Raw genomic sequence first — 20,376 nt, 5'->3', positions numbered from 1 at the left:
TCAGCGCCCCGTGAATACAGGCTGGCGCCGCTCGATGACCGCGGCGAGCCCTTCGCGTGCATCGGCCATCCCCGAGAGTTCCGCGACTGTGCGCGCCTCTTCCGAGAGGCACTGCTCGATGCTGGTGCCGGTGCCGGCCCAGACCAGCCGCTTGGTCGCCGCCAGAGCCATCGGCGCGCCGGCCGCAAGCTCGCGGGCCAGCGTGAGCGATGCATCGGCGAGCTCGGCATCGGGCACGACCCTGGTGACGATGCCGATCTGCAACGCTTCGGCAGCCGGGATCACCGGGTTGGTCAACAGGATCGACATCGCGCGCCGCAAGCCGACCAGCCGCGACAGCGTGACGGAGACGCCGGCGTCCGGCGCCATCGCCACCCGCGTCGCGCCGGCGAGGAACTTTGCCGATTCCGCCGCGATCACGATATCGGAAGCGCAGACCAGGCCGAAGCCGCCGCCGCCCGCCGCAAAGCCCTGCACCGATGATATGACCGGCGCCTCCAGCCGCAGCAATCCAGTCACCGCATTCTGCAGATACGCCGTCGCCTGACGGATATAGTCCGGCAGCTTCTCGCCCTTGGAGGCGAAGGCGCGGACGTCGCCACCGGCGCAGAAATTGGTACCCTCGCCGCTCAGCAGCACGACGCGCAGATCGGAATGACCATGACAGACCATGATGGCGTCACACAGCGCGCGGAGCAGCTCGACGCTCATGCCGTTGGCCGCATCGGGGCGGTTGAGCCGCAGCCGCGCGATGCCGTCGGTAATATCGAGCAGAACGGGGCCCTTGTCGATCATGGCGCGTTTTCCTCTAGACCAGGAACGAAAGCGTGTAGATCGCCTTGTCGTTGTTGACGAGGATGACCTTCTTGGCGGCCATCCGCAATTCGCCATCGACATGGCGCAACCGGTATTCATTGCGCGCCGCCCACAGCGTGTCGTCGCGCAGGCTCGATTCGAAAATGAGGCTGTTGCTGGCAACCGCGATGTCGCCGTCGTCAGGCTGCTCGTCCATCAATTCGATGTTGGAGATCAGCCGGCGCAAATTCGACTGCGGCGTCTGGGTGAAGTGCTTGCCGGTCATCAGCTGCCGGACGCGCAGCGCGATCCGCGAGCGGTTGTCGTAGATGATCGACATCTGCCGTTCCGGGTCGATGTCGGCGCCGTTGGCCGGCACCCAATAGACGCCGTCGTCGGTCCAGAGCTTTTCCCAGGCCTCGTATTGATGCTCGTCCTGCAGCCGCGCCTCGCGATAAAGGAAGGCGGTGATGGCGCTCATCAACGTGGCGCTGCTCTCGCGCGACAGCATCAGCTAGGCTCCATCAACTTGCGATAATGGGTCCAGATGCCGCGCGACGGCACCTCGTCGGTGACGTGGCCGACCGTGAAGCCGAGTTCGTCCTGCCGCTCGCGCTTCTCGCCGCGGCCGAGGAAGATCCACTCGGGATTGCGCGCCAGCACGCCGCGATGGCAGCGCTCGTACATTTCGGAATCGTCCGCCAGCAGGAAGCCGGCTGGGCCGACCGAGCCCATGGTCTGCTGGCGCAGCCTTCGGTTCAGATCGGGCGCGCCCTTGAACTGCAACGCGGTGACGTGCTGCACGCTGTCGTCGACGCCGAGCGGCTGGATCACAAACATCTGGATCTCGGCGATGAACAGGTTCGGGAAGATCATCACATGCGGCGTGCCGTCGATCATGATCTCCCGCGCGGCGGCGTCGCCATGGGCGGCCTTCATGCGCGCCGTGTAGTCCGGCAGCCGGTCCTCGCTGGTGCCGAACCAGCTCATCGGCGCGTCGCGCTTGCGGAACTCGGGCCGCAGGTCGATCTCGGTATGGCCGTTGCCGTAGTCGCGCGTCAGCGCGGTCGAGGCGCCGCCATAGAGCTTGCCGATCATGCTGTCGGCGACGCCGAAGATCGAGGTGTGCACGAAGGCCGGGTGATAGCCGTCGCACTCGTTCTCCAGGATGAACTTCCAGTTCGCCTTGACGCGATGCTTGAGGAAGCCCGCCGTGATCTCGACCTCGTTCTCCGGCGAGGTGCGCACCAGCCGGTCGATGGTCTCGGCGGCGCCGCCGAGATGCTCCTTCAACGTCGGGCCATCGGCCGCGAACGAGCCGAACACGAAGCCGCGGTAAGACTCGACGCGCGTCACCCGCCCGAGCGCGAGCTGCGACTTGTCCTGCCCCTCATAGCCGTCGGGGAAGGCATAACCGACCAGGCGGCCGTCATTGGCAAAAGTCCAGGAGTGGAACGGACAGGTGAACGAGCGGGCATTGCCGCGGTCATAGGAGCAGACCTGGTTGCCGCGATGCGAGCAGCGGTTGAGCAGCAAATTGACCTTGCCCTGCTCGTCGCGCGTCATGATCACGGATTGCGGGCCGATCGACTTGACGACGTAGTCGTTGGCGTTCGGGACCTCGCTCTCATGCCCGACATAGACCCAGGTGCGGTACCAGATGTTCTTGAGCTCGGCCTCGAAGATGTCAGGGTCGGTGTAGAGCGATCCGTGCACCCGGTCGGGCCGGATCAGCCGTTCCCATGGCGGGACGCCGGTCATCATGTTCATCGCTCCGTCTCCCTCGCCGGCCGCTTGCCGCGGATGTCTATCGGCCATTCAATAATAATCCGAACGACCGTTCGGTGAATTAATAGCATGAGCGTCATGGACCGGCAAGCTTCTTCGTGAGCGTCGCCGCTGGTCGCGGAAGGCGTGCAACGATGCATCCCGGCGGCGGTCGGCGACGAAACCACGCTAGCCCTGCGCCGCACCACCGTCGCGCTCGCCACCCGCGATCTGCTGCAGCATCGACTTCGGCGTCGTCGCAAGCTCGATCTTGAGCTGGTCGCAAATCGCCCGCCGCAGCAGGCGCTCGATCTCGGTCGCAGCATTGGGATTAGCCGCCCGTGCGTGCTCCCCGCTCGCCCAGAGCAGAAGTTGCCCCAGCCGCCGGTCGCCATCGTCGCGCAATGCCTCGATCGCGGCAACGTCGGACGGGCCGCCCTGGATGCGCGGCGTCGAAGGAACCTCCGGATGCGCCATGCTGCCGGCCAGTCGCTCGACCGTCGCGAAAGTATCGTCCTGCAGACGCACTTGCTCGAGCAGCGGCCCGGCCTTCCAGTCGGCGGCGAGCTTCAGCCCGTTCAGCGCGTAGACTGCAGAGAACACCTGCCCGCGAACGAAATCGTCGTTGCTGTTCGGCACGACATGGCTTTGCAGTGCATCGATGATGCCGTCGATCAGCCGTTCGAATGACGCGCTCATGCCGCGGCCTCCAATGCGCGCTCGAAGGCCCGCACGATCGAGGGCATCTGGCTTGCCATCACCGCAAGCCGCATGTCGTTAAAACGATCGACCTCGAAGGCGCGCACCGCGCACATCTGGATCGCGGCTGCCTGATACAGCGCATAGGCCTCATAAAAGGCGAGACTCTTGTCCGAGACGACAATGCCGGAGGCACGCTGATAGAGATCGATCACCTCCGCGCGCTCGAGCACGCCATAGAGCTTGCGGCTCCTGGCGTTGAAGGTCGGCATCAGCGCCCAGGCCAGATCCTCGTGGGGATCGCCGAGATGAGTCAGCTCCCAATCCAGAATGGCGGCGATCCGCCCCTGGTGCTCGATGAAGTTTCCGATCCGGTAGTCGCCATGCACAATGGCACGGCGCGGCGGCTGCGGACAATTGTCGCGCAGCCAGCGCCCGCCCCAATCAAGCAGCGGATAATAGCGCGCAGTGGGACGCGCGAGAGAAGCGCGCCAGCCGGCGATCGCACGCAGCTCGGCGCGTTCCCCGCCCAGCTGCAGCGAAGCAAATGGGGTCGAGCCCGGGTCGATCCGGTGCAGCGACGCGAGGATCTCGATGAACTGCCGGGCGACCGCGCGCTTGTGGTCCGGATCGAGTTCGCTCGCCGCCCAGGGCGCCGGCACGTCGCCCTCGACATGCGCGCAGATGAAGAACGGAAAGCCGATCTCGGCGCCATCCTGTTCTGATGACACCAACGCCGGCACCGGTACGCCGCTGCCGGCCAGCGACTGCAGCGCATAAACCTGGGGCAGCACCGAGTAAGGCGCAAACAGCCCGCTCGGTGGACCGACGCGCAGGATCAGTTTGCGGTCGCCTTCAGCCGCAGTGCGGGCCACGAACGCATAGGTGATCCAGGAGAAACCCGATGATTTGCGGCCGAAGCCGACAATCTCCGTCCGGCTCCCGGATATCCGCGACAGATGCTGCGCCAGTGCGGCCCGCACTGTATCGTCATCCACCGCGACCGGGCGAACAGGCTCCGGCGCGGCCGGTGCATCATCGGATCGTTTCGCAGCCTCCTGCATCAATTGACCGACCTCGTATAGCCTTGCCACTTCTCCTCGCGCAGCGCCGACTTCATGATCTTGCCGGAGCCGGTCAGCGGCAATGGCTCGAGGCGGATATCGACAGAACGCGGGCACTTGTAACCGGCGATCAAGGTGCGGCAGTGCGCGATCACCATTTCGGAATCGAGACTCCTGCCGTCCTTCGGCACCACAATGGCGTGCACCGCTTCGCCCCATTGCGGATCGGGCACCGCGATTACGGCGCATTCCTTGACGTGCTCGTGCTGGAAGATGGCGTTCTCCACCTCGCCGGAATAGACGTTCTCGCCGCCCGAGACGATCATGTCCTTCAGTCGGTCGACGATATAGACAAACCCGTCCTCGTCCATCCAGGCGCCGTCGCCGGTGTGCAGCCATCCGTTGCGCAGCACGCGCGCGCTTTCCTCAGGCTTGCGCCAATAGCCGAGCATCACGCCGGCGCCGCGGATCGCGATCTCGCCCACCGTCCCGCGCGGCACCTCATTGCCCGCGGGATCGGTGATGCGGATTTCAACGCCTGGCGCTGCCCGCCCCGCCGATTTGCGCTTGCCCGCCAGCGGCCCTTCCAGCGCGTGATACTCCCACGGCAGGATGGTCGCCAGCGCTGCGCTTTCGGTCATGCCGTAGCCCTGGTGAAAGCGCCAGCTCGGCAGCACGCGCATCAGCTTGACCAGCAGCGCGTCGGGCATCGGCGAGGCGCCATATTCGCAATCCTTGACGCTGCTCAGATCATATGTGCCGAAGGATGGATGATTGAGCATCATGTTGAGCATGGTCGGCACAAACAGGCAGTAATCCACCTTGTGCTCGGCGATGGTCTTCATCGCGAGCTCGGGCTCGAATTTCGCGATGGTCACGTGCGTGCCACCGACCAGGGTCAGCGCGATCATCGGCGAGGTGCCGGCCAGATGGAACATGCCGGCCGAGTGCAGATACCGGGTATCTTCACGGAACCGGAGCGCATAGATCCAGACCAGCGATTCATAGATGATGTTGGCATGTGACAGCATCACGCCCTTGGGAAACCCGGTGGTACCGCCGGTGTAGAAGATGCCCGCGAGATCGTTGTAGGCGCCGGAGGCGTCCTCGATCGGCGCATGCGCTATGAGCTCGTCATAGCTTTGCATACCGTCGGGCACTTGCCCCTCATCGAGATAGACCATTGCGCTGAGTGATTTTGCGCCGCGCAGCGCGGACGCAATCTCGGCGAAGGCCTTGTCGACCAGCAACAGTTTTGGCGTGGAATCGTCAATCGCATAGGCGTTCTCGGCGACCGCCCAGCGCGTGTTGAGCGGCACCGCGACCGCGCCAGCCCAGGCGACGGCATAGAGCGCCTCGATATAGAGGTCGCTGTTGTGCGCGAGGATGGCGACGCGATCGCCGGCATCGACGCCGAGCCGTCGCAGCCCGCCCGCGGCACAGGCGACGCGATGGCCGATCTCCTTCCAGCTCCGCGACCGTCCGGCGTGGATGGTGCCGGGTGCGTCCTTGCGCAATTGCACCGCCGCGATCAGCGCCTGCGTCAGCTTCATGTTTCCTCCACACCGTCATGCGGCCGCGCACGCCTGCGGATGTTTCCGTCACGCATGAGGCCGATACGCCGTCCGTAGATTCCAGTTGATAATCCGGACAGACGGTCTATTATTGCATAGCGGATGCGAGGGGTAAAGCCTTTCAAGGCTTCCATCGCCGGATCAACCAGCCCCGCAAAAGAGGGCGTCATGGGAGGGGAAGATGCGGAAGCCAATCGTCACGCTTGCGGTGTGGGCGTTCGCGCTCACCGGCGCGCTCGGAACGGCGAATGCCCAGAAGGCCTATGGCCCGGGGGTCAGTGACAGCGAGATCCTGCTCGGCGCCAACGCGCCCTACAGCGGACCGGCATCGATCTATGCGAGCTTCCCGAAAACGATGCTCGCCTATTTCACGATGCTGAACGAGAAAGGCGGCATCAATGGCCGCCACATCAACTTCCTGACCCGCGACGACGCCTATAGCCCGCCCAAGACCGTCGAAGTGACGCGCGCGCTGGTCGAGAACAACAAGGTGCTCGCGATCATGGCGCCGTTCGGCACGCCGACCAACGCCGCGATCCAGAAATATCTCAACAGCAATGGCGTTCCGCATCTGCTGGTGCAGAGTGGCGGCACCCGCTGGAACGATCCCAATCAGTTCCCCTGGACGACGCCCTACTCGCCGACCTACGTCAACGAGTCCCGGATCATCGCGCGCTACGTGCTGCGCGAGAAGCCGGATGCCAGGATCGGCGTGCTGCTGCAGGCCGACGACATCGGCAAGGACTTTGTGCTTGGCCTGAAGGAAGGGCTCGGCGCCAAGGCCGACACCATGATCGTCAAGGAGGCGATGTATCAGTCGACCGAGCCCACGATCGATTCCCAGATCGTGAACCTGAAAGCATCAGGCGCCGATACGATCCTGATCGCCGCACAGAACAAGTTCGCCTCGATGGCGATCCGCAAGATCCACGAGCTCGGCTGGAAACCGCTGATCTTCCTCGGCTCGACCGCGAATTCGATCGCCGGCGTGCTGGTGCCGGCAGGCATCGAGGCCTCCACCGGCATCCTGACCACGACTTCCTACAAGACGCCGAACGATCCGGCGTGGGCCAATGACAAGGGCATGACCGACTATCTCGCCTTCGCCGCGAAATATATGCCGGGGATGGATCCGAACGACGTGATCGCGGTGACCGGCTACACCACGGCCCAGCTCGGCGCGATCATCCTGCAGCGCTGCGGCGACAACCTCACGCGGGAGAACGTGCTGAAGCAGGCCACCAATCTCAGCGGCATCGAGCTGCCGATGCTGCTCCCGGGCATCACGATCCAGACCGCGCCGCAGGACTACGCGGCGATCACCGAGCGCCGTTTCGCCCGCTTCGACGGCAAGACCTGGGTGCTGTTCGGCGACATCGTGGGCGCCGGCCCGGCCAAGGACTGATCCCGCGCTACCCATCCGACCGAACCGGCTCAAACACAAGGACAAGAACAATGCTGACAGCCCAGGACGATCTCATCGGCCACCAGACGCCGCAGCCGTTTGCCAAGGCAGGCGGCGGCGATGCAAGGTTCACCGAACGCTACTGGTACACCGCGCATCCGATCGACGGCAGCGAACTGCTGATCGACATCGGGCTCGGCTATTACCCGAACCGCAACGTGATCGACGGCTTTGCCGGCATCACCATCGGCCGGCGTCAGCACAATTTCCGTGCCTCGCGCCGGCTCGGGACCCGTCCGCTGGAGACGGAAGTCGGCGGGCTCAGGATCGAGATCGTCGAGGGTAACAGCCTGCATAGGATCTCGCTCGCCGACAATCCGTCCGGCATCAGCTTCGCGCTCGAATTCAAGGCGAGCTTTCCGGCGGCGCAGGAGAAGCAGAATTTTCGCGAGCGCAACGGTGTCGTCGAGGAAGACCTCGCGCGCGTCTCGCAATTCGGCCGCTGGCGCGGCTGGATCGTCGCCGACGGCAAGCGTTACGAGATCGAGCCCGAGCTGTGGTGGGGGCAGCGCGACCGCTCCTGGGGCCTGCGATCCGAGATGCGCACCGACGAGACCAGGCCGCCGGTCGCGACCCATCGCAATTTCTTCTGGACCTGGTCGATGTTCCAGTTCCCGGAGTCGGCGCTATCGATCTTCATCAAGGAGCGCGCGCCGGGCAAGCCGCATTACCTCTCGGGCACCGAGTTCCACCGCGAAGCCGACGGATCGGTGTCGCATCGCGAGGTGACCTCGCTGGAGCACAAGATCGAGTGGGCTGACGATCCGCTCGGTCAGACCATCGCGTCGGCCGACTTCACCTTCACATTCGATCGCGGCGAGCCGCGCCGCGTCAGGATGCATGGACTGCCGACGCGATTCTATCTGAAGGCCGGCATGTATGGCGGCCTGCAAGGCTGGACCCATGGCGACGACCGCGGCGAGAGCCATGCCGGGCACGACATCTGGAACCTCGACGATGCGGCGACGCGCGCCATCGCACGGACGCTGTCGGATCATGTCGTCCGGCTCGAGAGCGGCAACGAGACCGGATTTGGCATCAGCGAATACGGTGTCGCCGCCGGCTATCCGCTCTATCCCGGACCACAGAAATTTCCAGCGATGTGATCGGAATGGACGGGCAACGCAAGCGCGTCGCGGAAGGCAGCGAATTCACTTGCGATCAATGGGACAATCAGGCAGCCGAGGCGCTGGTCTCGCTCGAGACGATCGCCCCGCTCCGCTATCGCAGCCGCTTCGGCGACGGCAATCTCAATGGCCGGTCCTATGGCGGCCAGATCCTTGGCCAGGCGATGATGGCCGCGACCCTCAGCGCGCCCGAAGATCGTCCCGCCGCGATGCTGCAGCTCCTGTTCCTGCGCGGTGCCGATCCCGGCCGCCGCATCACGTTCGACGCGCAGGTCCTGCAGGACGGTAAGCGGTTCTCCTCACGCCACGTCGTGGGCAGCCAGGGCAACGGGCGCACGGTCCTGAGCGCGCAGGCCACGTTCTGCGCAGCGCAACCGGGTCCGCGGCACGCAGCGCCATTCACCCCCTCAGAGGATCCGGAAAGCCTGCCAGATCTGACCATGATCCCCGACGGGCTGATGGCGCAGTTGCGACCGCTCGGTCCTTATTCCCAGCACATCAAGCCCAGCATGGATTTCCGCATCCCCGAGATCGAACGTCAGCTCTCGGCCGCGACGGCAGAGCCGCGCCTGCGCTTCTGGATCAGATCCAGGCAGCCGCTCACCACTGCTCCTCGCGCCCAGGCCGCGGTGTTCGCCTATCTCTCGGACTGGTGGCTCAACTTCTCCAGCGTCGGCGGCCATCTCGGCGATCTGCAGTCGCGCGCGCCACTCTATCTGTCGAGCCTCAACCATTGCATCTGGTTTCATCGCGTATTTTCGCCTGACGCCTGGATGCATGTCGAAACCGAGAGCCCATGCGCGGATGGCGGCCGCGGGCTGTCGATCGCGCGCGTCCACGACCGTGACGGCGCGATGCTCGCCACCGCGATCCAAGAGACGCTGATGGTCCATCCAGAGGGCGATGCGTAGACGCCACGACGGTTGAGCTGATGCCGCGATCGCGGCTTAGTTGCAGTGCCGAGCTACGGCAAGTTCCACCCGGTGTTGAATCCTGGCAACACCGGCCAACAAAATGAACAAACGTTCAGCTTAGCTCGATCGCGACCACGACTGTGCCGCATCCCTGTCAAATCCTGCCTGCGGGTGGCGCAACAAAAACACTTTGGGGAAAACCTACATGCAGCAGGCACCGCTGGCCGCACGGAGTGCGGAATCGTCTGGATATGTTCTCTACTTCCAGCTCGCCAGCAACGGCACGAGGCGCGCGTGCAGTCTGACGATCCAGGCGGAAAGCGCCAACGAGGCGGCGCGGATATTTCGCGAGAACTGGGGCACGATCGAATCCATGGCCCGCGACGGCGTGAGCACGGGAGTGGTCGGCAAGACGCCGATCAGCCTGGCGTTGTCGTGAGGCGCATCGCGCGGCCTACGGCGAACCGTACACCTGAGATGTGACAGGACGACGGCTGCAGCCTTAGGCGACGATCGCACGGCCATTTGACGCGCAGACGCGACAAGCAGGTCACGAGGTTCAGGGCTCGCGCACACGCGCGAGCCCTGTCGTGTCTTAGAATGATTCAAATCCATTCCGGTTAGAGAGATTCAAGTCTGCTCCGGTTCTTTTCGCGCACGCCGACTGCTAGAGGCGCGCCGTGAACGAGTTCGCGTGAATCGGAAGTCCAAGAGTGCCTGTGAATGCTGATGGCCGGGTTGTCGGCGACCGTCGAAATGCCGCCGACAAGGGCCGCACCCATCTGCTGATCGGCGCAGCATTCCTGCTCGCCGATGTCGCCTCCGTGGCGACGCAGGCAAACGCCCGATCGAGCGTCCCGTTGCCGCCTGTTTCGGTCGACCAACCGACGCCGAAGCGCAAGCCGGCCGCCGCAGCAAAGCCGGCGCAGCGAACGCTGGCTGCCGCCGCGGCACGGCAGCGCAGCCGGAATGCCCAACCGGCGCCGCCGACACCGTCGGAGCGCGCGGCAGCTGCCGCCGCGGCGCTCAACGAAGCCAAGCTGCACTACCGCGCGATGCCAAGCCCAACCACGCTGCGCAGCGGCGGCTCGCCGCTGGACACCTCGCAGACGGTCAACGTTGTGCCCGAGCAGGTGCTGAAGGATCAGCTGCCGCGCAACCTCGACGATGCGCTCGCCAATGTCAGCGGCGTCACCCAGGCCAATACGCTGGCCGGCACCCAGGATGCGGTGATGCGCCGCGGCTTCGGCGACAACCGCGACGGCTCGATCATGCGCAACGGCATGCCGCTGGTGCAGGGCCGCAGCCTCAACGCAGCGGTCGAAAGCGTCGAGGTGCTGAAGGGCCCGGCGTCGCTGCTGTACGGCATCATGGATCCCGGCGGCATCGTCAACACGATCAGCAAGCGCCCCGAGCTCTACCAGCATGGTTCGGTGACCCTGCTCGGCTCGACCTATGCCAACTCCAGGACCGGAGCCGACGGCACCATCGACATCACCGGCCCGATCGGCGATGGCGGACTCGCCTATCGCTTTATCGGCTATGGCGTGAGCGAGGATTACTGGCGCAATTTCGGGCGCCATCGCGAAATGCTGGTCGCACCGTCGCTGGCCTGGTACGGCGAGAACACCACCGTCCAGCTCAACTACGAGCACCGCGAATTCATCACGCCGTTCGACCGCGGCACCGCATTCGATTCCGTGACCAAGGCGCCGCTGGCGATCCCGGCGACGCGCCGGCTCGACGAGCCCTTCAACAACATGTGGGGCACCTCCGACCTGATGCAGGCGTCGGTCGAGCACCGGCTGAACCAGGACTGGAAGCTGTTCGCGGCCTACAGCTACAACACCGAGACCTTCAGCGCCAACCAGCTTCGCATCACCGGCGTCAACGCCAAGACCGGCGTCGAGACCCGCAGCAATGACGGCACATGGGGCTCGCTCAGCAATGCCAGCTACGGCACCTCCTATCTGCAGGGCAATGTCTGGCTCGGCAACATTCGCAACGAGGTGCTGTTCGGCGGTGACGGCCAGTACCGCACGATCTACCGCGACGACCTGATCCGGCAGGCGACGCCGAGCTTCAACTTCTACAATCCGATCTATGGGCTGATCACGCCGGGGACGACGGTGTCCGCCGCCGATAGCGCGCAGACCGACAAGCTCGGCCAGTGGTCGCTGTTCTTCCAGGACACGCTGCATCTGACCGAGCGCTTCGCGCTGGTCGGCGGCGTACGATACATGGATTACGACCAGCTCGCCGGCAAGGGCCGCCCGTTCATCACCAATACCAATGTCTCGGCCGACAAGGTGCTGCCGCTCGGCGGCGCCATCTTCAAGCTCACCGACCAGGTCTCGCTTTATGCGAGCTACACGCAATCGCTGAAACCCACCTCGACCATCGCGCCGCTTACCGGCGGCGTCGTGATCGGGTCCAACATCGCGCCCGAAGAGGGCACCCAGTGGGAGACCGGCGTCAAGTTCGACTTCAACAAGCAGATCTCCGGCACACTTGCGCTCTACGACATCGACAAGAAGAACGTGCTGGTTTCGCAGCTCAACGCCACGACTGGTATCGTCGAGTACCGTACGGCAGGCAAGGTTCGCTCGCGCGGCGTCGAACTCGACGTCACCGGCAGGCTGACTGACAATTGGAGCATGATCGGCAGCTATGGCTATACCGACGCACGCGTAACCGAGGACCCGACGCTCGCCGGCAAGGCCCTGCAGAACGTCGCGCTGAACACCGCATCGCTCTACCTCGTCTATGATTTCGGCACCACCCTGCCCGGCCGGCTTCGCCTCGGCGGCGGCGCGCGCTATGTCGGCGACCGGCCCGGCGATGCCGCGAACAGCTTCGTGCTGCCGGCCTACACGGTCGCTGACGTGTTTGCGACCTACGAGACCAAGGTCCAGTCGTTCTCGGTCATCTACCAGTTCAACGTCAAGAACCTGTTCGACACGGTCTACTACCCTTCGGCCAACAGCATCCTGACGGTCGCGATGGGCGACGCGCGGCGCTTCTCGCTCTCGGCGACGGTGAAATTCTGATGAGTGACGTTTGGCGCCCAATCAAGGCTGCACTGCTGCAGGTCCATTCCCTGGTTGGCCTCGTGCTGGCGCTGCTGTGGGCCGTGGTCGGCCTCACCGGCGCGACGATGGCCTTTGAGGATGAGATCGAGGCCAGCCTGAACAGTCGGATGATGCACGTCGAGGCCAGTGCAGCCCGGCGGCTCACGCCGGACGAGTTGATCGCGCGGCTGGCGGCGGCGGGCGATTTCGGCAAGGTCTCGGCCGTGACGATGTCGAGCGATCCATCGGCCGCGGCCCGCATCCGTTTTGCTCGCAGCGAAGGCGGCACGCGGCCGTCCTCGGTCTATGTCGACCCCTATGATGGGCACGTGCTCGGCTCGCCGCGCGGCGAGGACTTTTTCGCAACCGTCCGCAAGCTGCACCGCTGGCTGCTGTTGCCGGGCGACGGCAATGGCATCGGCCGCAAGATCACCGGCTCAGCCGCGATCTGCCTGATCGTGATGCTGATCACCGGCCTCGTGCTGCGCTGGCCGCGTCGTGCGCGCAGCGTCAAGATGTGGCTGAAGCCGAATTTGGGACTGCGCGGCCGCGGCCTGCATCGCTCGCTGCACGCCGTGATCGGGACCTGGGTGCTGCCGGTCTATCTGGTGATGACGCTGACCGGCCTGTGGTATTCGTTCGAGTGGTACAAGGCCGGCGCCAACTGGCTGTTCGCGCGGCCTCAGGCCACGGCAAACGCGATACAGTCCAAGCCGCCGCGCGGCGGCGCCGAGAGCAAGGGTGAAGCTAAGACCGAAGCGAAGGCCGAGGCAAAGCCGCTTGCCTTCGATCACGCCTGGTCGGCGTTCCTGCAGCAGGAGGACAACAGTTACGGTAGGGCCCTCCTGACCATGCCGGCCGGCGCGGGCACGGCCGTGCGCGTGCGGTCATGGCCGCGGGACTCGTCGCGCGAGGCCGTGCGTGACGAATTCCGTATCGATGCCCTCACCGGCCGCGTCATCTCATCGGATCGCTACGCCGACAAGACGTTTGGCGAACGCGTCCTCGCCAGCGTGCTCGACATCCACCGCGGCGCCATCCTGGGATGGCCCGGCAAGCTCGCCTTCATGCTGGCCGCCGCCATGATGCCGCTATTCGCCGTGACCGGCCTGCTGCTTTATCTGTCCCGTCGCAGGCACCGGCGGCTCGCGCGGCAGCCGGTCGGCCACCTCGTTCCGGGCGAATGAAGCCGTTCTATCAATTTGTCTCTCAGCCGAAATCGCACGCCGCGAGCCGGACACGTAACTCGGCGTCCGTTTCGGCCGCGAGCTCAAGCAATCCACGATAGGGATCGCCCGATATCCCGAGCACGGTAGCGAACGCAGGCTCGGTCTTGAGACCGCCCGCCCTCAATTCCCTGACGGCTCGCCGCAGCCCTCCATCATCAAGCGCAAGCAGCCGCCGTTCGACCTTGAAATGGATCCAGCCTCGTTGTTGCTCCACCAGACGCAGATCACCGTACAGTTCGAACGGCCAGCCATCGCACACAAAGCGCGCAATCACCGGCCGCGTTCCCGAGGTCCACCGGAAGAGGACGAAATCATCGCACGCTTGATAGTGAGCCCAAACGATGTCCGCGAATGCGTTCGGGTCGGACGCATGGCAGACGATATCGATGTCGCTGCCGGGCACGGCGAGGCCGAGCGGCAGCGTTCCGACGATACGGGGATCGAACGGCTTCAGCAGTTCCATCACGGCGGAGCTGGTGACGGCGGATGCGTAGTGCCCGACAGTCATCGCGTGGCATGCCCTCAAGATCGCAGCGACGCATTACCACACGGGCGTGGAACGCGCGAACCTCTGCAAATGGCGGGCTCGAGGGGAAGCGGGCCTAAAAAAGTCGCGGGGCGATCTCGACCGCGTTACCGTGGTCGAAAATCGCCCCGCCAAGGCGGACAGACAAGGCTGCTCGCGCGCCAGCCTGTCCAGCCGATGTCGGAATGATCCGTTCGATCGATTAGCCGAACTGGTTCATCGTGTTGTGGGCGCCGCCCGCCTTGAGGGCAGCCTCACCGGCGAAGTACTCCTTGTGATCGTCGCCGATGTCGGAGCCCGCCATGTTCTGATGCTTGACGCAGGCGATGCCCTGACGGATCTCCGCGCGCTGCACGTTCTTGACGTATCCAAGCATGCCCTGCTCGCCGAAATACTCCCTCGCGAGATTGTCGGTCGACAGCGCAGCCGTGTGATAGGTCGGCAGCGTGATCAGATGATGGAAGATGCCGGCGCGCTTGGCCGAATCCGCCTGGAAGGTACGGATGCGCTCGTCGGCTTCCTTCGCCAGCGGCGTGTCGTCGTACTCCGCCTTCATCAGCTCGGCGCGGTTATACTTGCTGACGTCCTGGCCGGCTTCCTTCATCGCGTCATAGACCTGCCAACGGAAGTTGAGGGTCCAGTTGAACGATGGCGAGTTGTTGTAGGCCAGCTTCGCATTCGGAATGACCTTGCGGATGCGATCGACCATGCTGGCGATCTGCTCGATATGCGGCTTCTCGGTCTCGATCCACAAGAGGTCGGCGCCGTTCTGCAGCGAGGTGATGCAGTCGAGCACGCAGCGATCTGCACCGGTGCCGGGACGGAACTGGTAGAGGTTGCTGGGCAGACGCTTCGGACGCATCATCTTGCCGTTCTGGTTGATGATGACGTCGCCGTTGCGTGCGTTGGCGGCCGTCACTTCCTCGCAATCAAGGAAGCTGTTGTACTGGTCGCCGATGTCGCCGGGCTTGTGGCTCACGGCGATCTGCTGGGTCAGGCCGGCGCCGAGCGAGTCGGTGCGGGTCACGATGATGCCGTCTTCGACGCCGAGCTTGAGGAACGCATGGCGGCAGGCGCGGATCTTCGCGATGAACACCTCGTGCGGCACGGTCACCTTGCCGTCCTGGTGGCCGCACTGCTTCTCGTCGGAGACCTGGTTCTCGATCTGCAGGGCGCAGGCGCCCGCCTCGATCATCTTCTTGGCGAGCAGATAGGTCGCCTCGGCATTGCCGAAGCCGGCGTCGATGTCGGCGATGACCGGCACGACGTGGGTCTGGAAGTTGTCGATCTTCTCGATCAGCGCCTTTTCCTTGGCCTTGTCGCCTTCCTTGCGGGCCACATCGAGCGCGCGGAAGATATCGTTCAACTCACGCGAATCCGCCTGACGCAGGAAGGTGTAGAGCTCCTCGATCAGGGCCGGCACCGAGGTCTTCTCGTGCATCGACTGATCCGGCAGCGGGCCGAACTCGGAGCGCAGCGCCGCGATCATCCAGCCGGAAAGATACAGATAGCGGCGGTCGGTATTGCCGAAGTGCTTCTTGACCGAGATCAGCTTCTGCTGGGCGATGAAGCCGTGCCAGCAGCCGAGCGACTGGGTGTACTTGGTGCTGTCGGCGTCATAGGCCGCCATGTCGGCGCGCATCAGCGCAGCCGTGTAACGGGCGACATCCAGACCGGTCTTGAAGCGGTTCTGCAGGCGCATCCGCGCCACGGCTTCGGCGGTGACGCCGTTCCAGGTGTCCTTGCCCTTGAGCAGCGCTTCGGCCGCCTCGATCTCGCTCTGATACGAAGCCGGTCCCTGGATGGCCCGGTCGCTGATCCCGCGCGGTTGGAAGTTCATGTCCGTGATCCCTTCGGTGACGAAATAACTGCACCATTTGTGACGCGCGGCGTCATCGGGAGCTAGACCTGGCGCGGAAAACTTGTCATAACTTACAAGAAACCGATGTATTGTTGTAAGAATCTTACAAACCTTGGATAAGGCGATGGTAACCTCAAGCGCCCGTTCCGTTTTCATGGGCCCGCGGCTACGCCGGCTGCGGCGCGACCTCGGGCTGACCCAGGCCGACATGGCCGCCGATCTCGAAATCTCGGCCCCCTATGTGGCGCTGCTGGAACGCAATCAGCGCCCGGTGACGGCCGACATGCTGCTGCGGCTTGCCCGCACCTACAAGATCGATCTGGCTGATCTCGCTGGCGATGGCGGTGCCGATCACACCGCCCGCATGCAGTCCGTCTTGAAGGAGCCGATGTTTGCCGACATCGACATCCCCGCGCTCGAGGTCAGCGACCTCGCGGTCAGCTATCCCGGAATGACCGAGGCGTTCCTGCGCCTCTACACCGCCTATCGCGAAGAGCAGCTGGCGCTTGCGGAGCGCAGGGCTCCGGACATGGCGATCGCTTCACCGGGCCAGGAGAACTTTGACGCCAACGATCCCGTTGCGGAGGTCCGACGTTTTCTCGCCGCGCGCCGCAACAATTTTGCCAGCCTCGACGATGCCGCCGAGCGGCTCGTCCACGAACCTGCCGGGCCCGCCGGATTTATCGAGCGGCTTCGGGAGCGACATAAACTCCAGGTCCGCTATCTGCCGCCGAACGTCATGCTGGGTTCGATCAGGCGACTGGACCTTCATCGCAGACAATTGCTGCTCGAGGACTCGCTCGATACCGCGGGGCTCAATTTTCAGCTGGCCAAGCAACTTGCCTATCTGGAACTGGAAAACGAGATCGGCGCCGCCGTCGAAGCCGGCAAGTTCACGACCAAAAGCGCCGAGCTGCTGGCGCGCCGTGCGCTTGCGGCCTACGCCGCCGCCGCACTCATCATGCCGTATTCGGTGTTCGCGAAAGCGGTCGAGGCCCGCCGCTACGATCTGGAGGCGCTGGCGCGTCAATTCGGCACCAGCTTCGAGCAAGTCGCGCATCGCGTCACGACCCTGCAACGGCCGGGTCTCGAAAAGGTCCCGTTCTTCCTGATCCGGGTCGATCCGGCCGGCAACATTTCCAAGCTGCTTGACGGCGCCGGCTTTCCGTTTGCAAAGCACGGCGGTGCATGTCCGCTATGGTCAGTGCACGACATCTTCAAGACGCCGCGCCAGATCGTCACCCAATGGCTGGAACTGCCCGACGGACAGCGGTTCTTTTCGATCGCCCGCACCGTGACCGCCGGCGGCGGCGCGTTCGGCGCCATCCGCGTCGAGCGGGCGATCGCGATCGGCTGCGCCGCCGAACATGCGGGCCAGTTGATCTACACGCGCGACGGACAGGGACCGAATGCCGACGAGCCGACGCCGATCGGCGTCGCATGCCGGGTCTGCCATCGGCCGAGATGCGCGGCGCGGTCGGCGCCGCCGATCGGACGCGAGATTCTTCCGGACGATTTCAGGACCTCGAGCGTGCCGTTCGGCTTCTCGGCGGATTGACGAAGTCGATCACCCCTGCGGCCGGTTCGCGTCATACAGCACCCGCACGCGGATCGTGCCGTCAATCGCTCTCAAATCGGCCAGCAATCCCTCGCCCTCGCCGCCGACAACGTCGGTCTCGAGCACGACATAGCCGACTTCCGGATCGGTCTGCAGATATTGCGCCAGGATGTTGATCCCGTGCCGGGAGACCGCGTCGTTGACCTGGCGCATGACGCCGGGAACGTTGCGATGAACATGGATGAAACGGGTGCCGGTCGGTCGCGCCGGCAATTGCACCTGCGGAAAATTGACCGCGCCGAAGGTCGACCCGACATCGGAATAATCGATCAGCTTGCGTGCAACTTCGCCGCCGATCCGATCCTGCGCCTCTTCCGTCGAACCGCCGACATGCGGCGTGAGGATGACGTTGGGAAGACCTTGCAGCGGCGAGACAAAGCGCGCCTCGTTCGACACCGGCTCGACCGGAAACACGTCGACCGCGGCACCCGCCAGCCGGCCCCCACGCAGTGCGCTCGCCAGCGCATCGAGATCGACCACGGTGCCGCGCGAGTTGTTGATCAGATAGGCCTCAGGCTTCATCAGCTGGAGCTGGGCGGCGCCGATCATGTTGGCGGTGGCCGGCGTCTCCGGCACATGCAGCGATACGACGTCGCTGGCTGCGAGCAACGCGTCGAGCGATTCGGCGGGCTCGGTATTGCCATGGCGGAGCTTGTCGGTCTGATCAAAATAGATCACGCGCATGCCCATGGCTTCGGCGAGGTTCGACAGCTGCGAGCCGATGTTGCCGTAGCCGACGATGCCGAGCGTCTTGCCGCGCACCTCGCGGCTGCCTTCGGCGGACTTGTCCCAGCCGCCGGCATGTGCGGAGACCGAACGCGGAAAGATCCGGCGGAACAGCATCACGATCTCGGCGATGGTCAGCTCCGCCACACTGCGGGTGTTGGAGTATGGCGCGTTGAATACGGGGATTCCCAGCTTCCGCGCGGCGTCGAGATCCACCTGATTGGTGCCGACCGAAAAGCAGCCGACAACGAGCAATCGGTCGGCGGCCTCCAGGATGTCCGCGGTCAACTGGGTCCGCGAGCGAATTCCCAGCATGTGGATGCCCGACAGCGCCTGCCTGAGTTCTTTTGGTCCCAGCGCCTTGGGCAGACGCTGCAGCTCGGTATAGCCGTTCGCCTCAAACATCCGGGCCGCGGATTCGTTCACGCCCTCCAGCAGCAGCACGCGTATTTTGGTCTTGGGAAGCGACAGCATCATCGAGATCCGGATTCGTAAGGTTCGGGCAGATCCTGCCACGAGCGCAGTTTCGACGGATCGCGTGATAGCATGGAAAACGGTCGCGTCAGAAGCCGCCGTGGGCTGCCCGCTCTGCGATTCCCGATGAAGCCTCTCGATCCGCGCATCCAGGCACGGAGCGGGAACCCGTTCATCAAAGATCCTGGCCAATTCGCCGGCAGAAGCCGCGTTTGCGGCTCCTGGGGCGCTCGAACGCCTGCTCCGGCTCACGGGCCGGAGCTCCATTCGTGCTCAGCGTGGCGCCGAGGGCTATTGTCTGGAGCGGCGGGTTCGCTTCCTCCCCGTTCCGGCGCCGCAAGCCTGCGGCAGTCTCACTGGCAGGGATACCGCCGGCCGTCCTTTGCCTGGAACGTATTCGACGCCGCATCGTACGAGCGATAGCGCTGGGCGCAGGACGCCGCGTGCTGCTGGGCGGCGGCAGCTTCCTGCTGCGCGGCGGCGTTGGCTGCGCCGGCCGCGATGACGCCGCCGATGAGGCCACCGACCAGTCCGCCGACGGCAGCGCCGCCGCCATTGTCATAGCACTGCCCGTAACGGCACCAAACCTTCTCGGTCAACGATGGCACTGCCGCCGCAACGCCGGTACCGTGCTGCAACGGAGCCGAAATGGCGGAGGCCGAAAACACCACGGCACCGGTGGTCGCCATCAAAACAACTTTCACAAAGCGAGCCCTGCGCATCATATCTCCTGCTTCATTGCTGTGGGCGCAGGCCGGCACCTGCGTCCCGATTCCCTCGACTTGGATGAACTCGTCTGGTTCCGGACCGGACGACACCCGGACACGCGCGGCCGGTTACAATTCGCGCGTCAGCCCGCTTCACAGATGGGCGAAGTTCATTGGCCGGCCGCGTTCACGAAGCGGCAGAGGTTATCGCCGACACCTGGAGCCAACTGTCCCGGCGGCAAGCTGAAGATCGCATCGACGCGGCTGCCTTTGCCGTCCTTGCGGACGACGACTTGCAGCGTTTGTGGGCGGCCGGATCCGGTGGTGTCCTGCTGGGTGGTCAGCGTGCCGAGTTTCTTGTCGACGTTCACACCGACAAAGCCCTCCGCCAGAACGGCTCGGGACACCTTGTCGAGGGCGGCACCGGGATTGACCGACGGGAAGATCATCCAGGTCTTGTGCGTCATGCCCGTTACCATGGGAACGCCGGTGCTCTGGACGTGATCTGCGCAACCATCGGCCAGCGCAGGCATGGACGAAAGAACTGTAAGCGCGAGTACGCAAGTAATCCTTGTAAGCATGCTTTCATAACCCGTTTGAGTTGGTCGTGACGATTTAGGCCAAATGGGCTACGAGTCCATGGACGACGTCGCATTCCGGATGCAGGCGTTCGGATTGTGGCTAGAGCAGTCGATCGCGAATGCTGTGCATCCGCTGGTGCTCTCGAACGTTGGCGCGGCGGATTGAATCGGAACGTTC

General features: G+C 64.4%; 18 protein-coding genes. 7 read left to right on the top strand and 11 right to left on the bottom strand.

What is annotated here, in order from left to right:
- The 6 genes from ACVMDN_RS06330 to ACVMDN_RS06305 form a co-directional block, all read right to left on the bottom strand.
- A complete protein-coding gene (locus ACVMDN_RS06330; protein ID WP_076829060.1) occupies window positions 1–795 on the bottom strand; it encodes an enoyl-CoA hydratase/isomerase family protein in 795 nt (264 codons plus the stop codon).
- A 13-nt stretch (window positions 796–808) separates the two neighbouring features.
- Window positions 809–1,306, bottom strand: a complete 498-nt coding sequence (locus tag ACVMDN_RS06325; protein ID WP_038387409.1) for an aromatic-ring-hydroxylating dioxygenase subunit beta — start codon at window positions 1,304–1,306, stop codon at window positions 809–811.
- Window positions 1,306–2,565 carry an aromatic ring-hydroxylating oxygenase subunit alpha gene (locus ACVMDN_RS06320; protein ID WP_076829061.1) on the bottom strand — a complete coding sequence of 420 codons (1,260 nt, stop codon included), beginning with the start codon at window positions 2,563–2,565 and terminating at the stop codon, window positions 1,306–1,308. The genes ACVMDN_RS06325 and ACVMDN_RS06320 overlap by 1 nt, the downstream gene beginning before the upstream one ends.
- 186 nt (window positions 2,566–2,751) lie before the next feature.
- Entirely contained in the window at window positions 2,752–3,261 is a 510-nt protein-coding gene (locus tag ACVMDN_RS06315; protein WP_076829062.1) for a hypothetical protein, read from the bottom strand.
- Window positions 3,258–4,355, bottom strand: a complete 1,098-nt coding sequence (locus ACVMDN_RS06310; RefSeq protein WP_143270973.1) for a phosphotransferase family protein — start codon at window positions 4,353–4,355, stop codon at window positions 3,258–3,260. Before ACVMDN_RS06310 ends, ACVMDN_RS06315 begins: the two co-directional genes overlap by 4 nt.
- Window positions 4,325–5,878 (bottom strand): long-chain-fatty-acid--CoA ligase, encoded by a 1,554-nt coding sequence (locus tag ACVMDN_RS06305; RefSeq protein ID WP_456835468.1) that lies wholly within the window; start codon window positions 5,876–5,878, stop codon window positions 4,325–4,327. The genes ACVMDN_RS06310 and ACVMDN_RS06305 overlap by 31 nt, the downstream gene beginning before the upstream one ends.
- Before the next feature lie 202 nt (window positions 5,879–6,080).
- Between ACVMDN_RS06305 and ACVMDN_RS06300 the strand changes: the two genes are divergently transcribed.
- From ACVMDN_RS06300 to ACVMDN_RS06275, 6 genes are all read left to right on the top strand, one after another.
- A complete protein-coding gene (locus ACVMDN_RS06300; RefSeq protein ID WP_076829065.1) occupies window positions 6,081–7,304 on the top strand; it encodes an ABC transporter substrate-binding protein in 1,224 nt (407 codons plus the stop codon).
- A gap of 50 nt (window positions 7,305–7,354) precedes the next feature.
- Window positions 7,355–8,470 (top strand): hypothetical protein, encoded by a 1,116-nt coding sequence (locus ACVMDN_RS06295; protein WP_057018861.1) that lies wholly within the window; start codon window positions 7,355–7,357, stop codon window positions 8,468–8,470.
- Between the two features lie 5 nt (window positions 8,471–8,475).
- Window positions 8,476–9,402, top strand: a complete 927-nt coding sequence (locus ACVMDN_RS06290) for an acyl-CoA thioesterase (protein WP_456835469.1) — start codon at window positions 8,476–8,478, stop codon at window positions 9,400–9,402.
- Between the two features lie 208 nt (window positions 9,403–9,610).
- On the top strand, window positions 9,611–9,844 hold the full coding sequence (locus tag ACVMDN_RS06285) for a hypothetical protein (RefSeq protein WP_158074205.1): 234 nt from the start codon (window positions 9,611–9,613) through the stop codon (window positions 9,842–9,844).
- A gap of 280 nt (window positions 9,845–10,124) precedes the next feature.
- Window positions 10,125–12,455 carry a TonB-dependent siderophore receptor gene (locus tag ACVMDN_RS06280; RefSeq protein WP_253590486.1) on the top strand — a complete coding sequence of 777 codons (2,331 nt, stop codon included), beginning with the start codon at window positions 10,125–10,127 and terminating at the stop codon, window positions 12,453–12,455.
- Window positions 12,455–13,663: a PepSY-associated TM helix domain-containing protein gene (locus ACVMDN_RS06275; protein ID WP_076829068.1), complete on the top strand. Its 1,209-nt coding sequence runs from the start codon at window positions 12,455–12,457 to the stop codon at window positions 13,661–13,663. Before ACVMDN_RS06280 ends, ACVMDN_RS06275 begins: the two co-directional genes overlap by 1 nt.
- 22 nt (window positions 13,664–13,685) lie before the next feature.
- On the opposite strand, the gene ACVMDN_RS06270 is transcribed toward ACVMDN_RS06275, so the two are convergent.
- Together ACVMDN_RS06270 and ACVMDN_RS06265 are read right to left on the bottom strand one after the other, a co-directional pair.
- A complete protein-coding gene (locus tag ACVMDN_RS06270; RefSeq protein WP_168858849.1) occupies window positions 13,686–14,213 on the bottom strand; it encodes a DUF4269 domain-containing protein in 528 nt (175 codons plus the stop codon).
- Window positions 14,214–14,433: 220 nt separating this feature from the next.
- The gene (locus ACVMDN_RS06265) at window positions 14,434–16,071 is read right to left on the bottom strand and encodes an isocitrate lyase (RefSeq protein ID WP_456843617.1); all 1,638 of its coding nucleotides are present in this window, start codon (window positions 16,069–16,071) and stop codon (window positions 14,434–14,436) included.
- 145 nt (window positions 16,072–16,216) lie between these two features.
- On the opposite strand from ACVMDN_RS06265, the gene ACVMDN_RS06260 reads away from it, so the two are divergent.
- Complete coding sequence (locus ACVMDN_RS06260; RefSeq protein WP_076829069.1) at window positions 16,217–17,650, top strand: helix-turn-helix domain-containing protein; 1,434 nt, start codon at window positions 16,217–16,219, stop codon at window positions 17,648–17,650.
- A 9-nt stretch (window positions 17,651–17,659) separates the two neighbouring features.
- Here ACVMDN_RS06260 and serA read toward each other — a convergent pair whose 3' ends face one another.
- The 3 genes from serA to ACVMDN_RS06245 all read right to left on the bottom strand — a co-directional run bounded on the left by serA (window position 17,660) and on the right by ACVMDN_RS06245 (window position 20,084).
- A complete protein-coding gene (gene serA, locus ACVMDN_RS06255) occupies window positions 17,660–18,913 on the bottom strand; it encodes a phosphoglycerate dehydrogenase (protein WP_057018869.1) in 1,254 nt (417 codons plus the stop codon).
- Between the two features lie 350 nt (window positions 18,914–19,263).
- Complete coding sequence (locus tag ACVMDN_RS06250; RefSeq protein WP_229192251.1) at window positions 19,264–19,599, bottom strand: BA14K family protein; 336 nt, start codon at window positions 19,597–19,599, stop codon at window positions 19,264–19,266.
- A 188-nt stretch (window positions 19,600–19,787) separates the two neighbouring features.
- Entirely contained in the window at window positions 19,788–20,084 is a 297-nt protein-coding gene (locus tag ACVMDN_RS06245) for a hypothetical protein (RefSeq protein WP_456835470.1), read from the bottom strand.
- Between the last annotated feature and the right edge of the window lie 292 nt (window positions 20,085–20,376).

It is taken from the genome of Bradyrhizobium sp. USDA 4510, from assembly GCF_054059095.1.
Note: the sequence above shows the minus strand (reverse complement) of the source record. Positions and strands in the feature narration are given on the sequence as shown.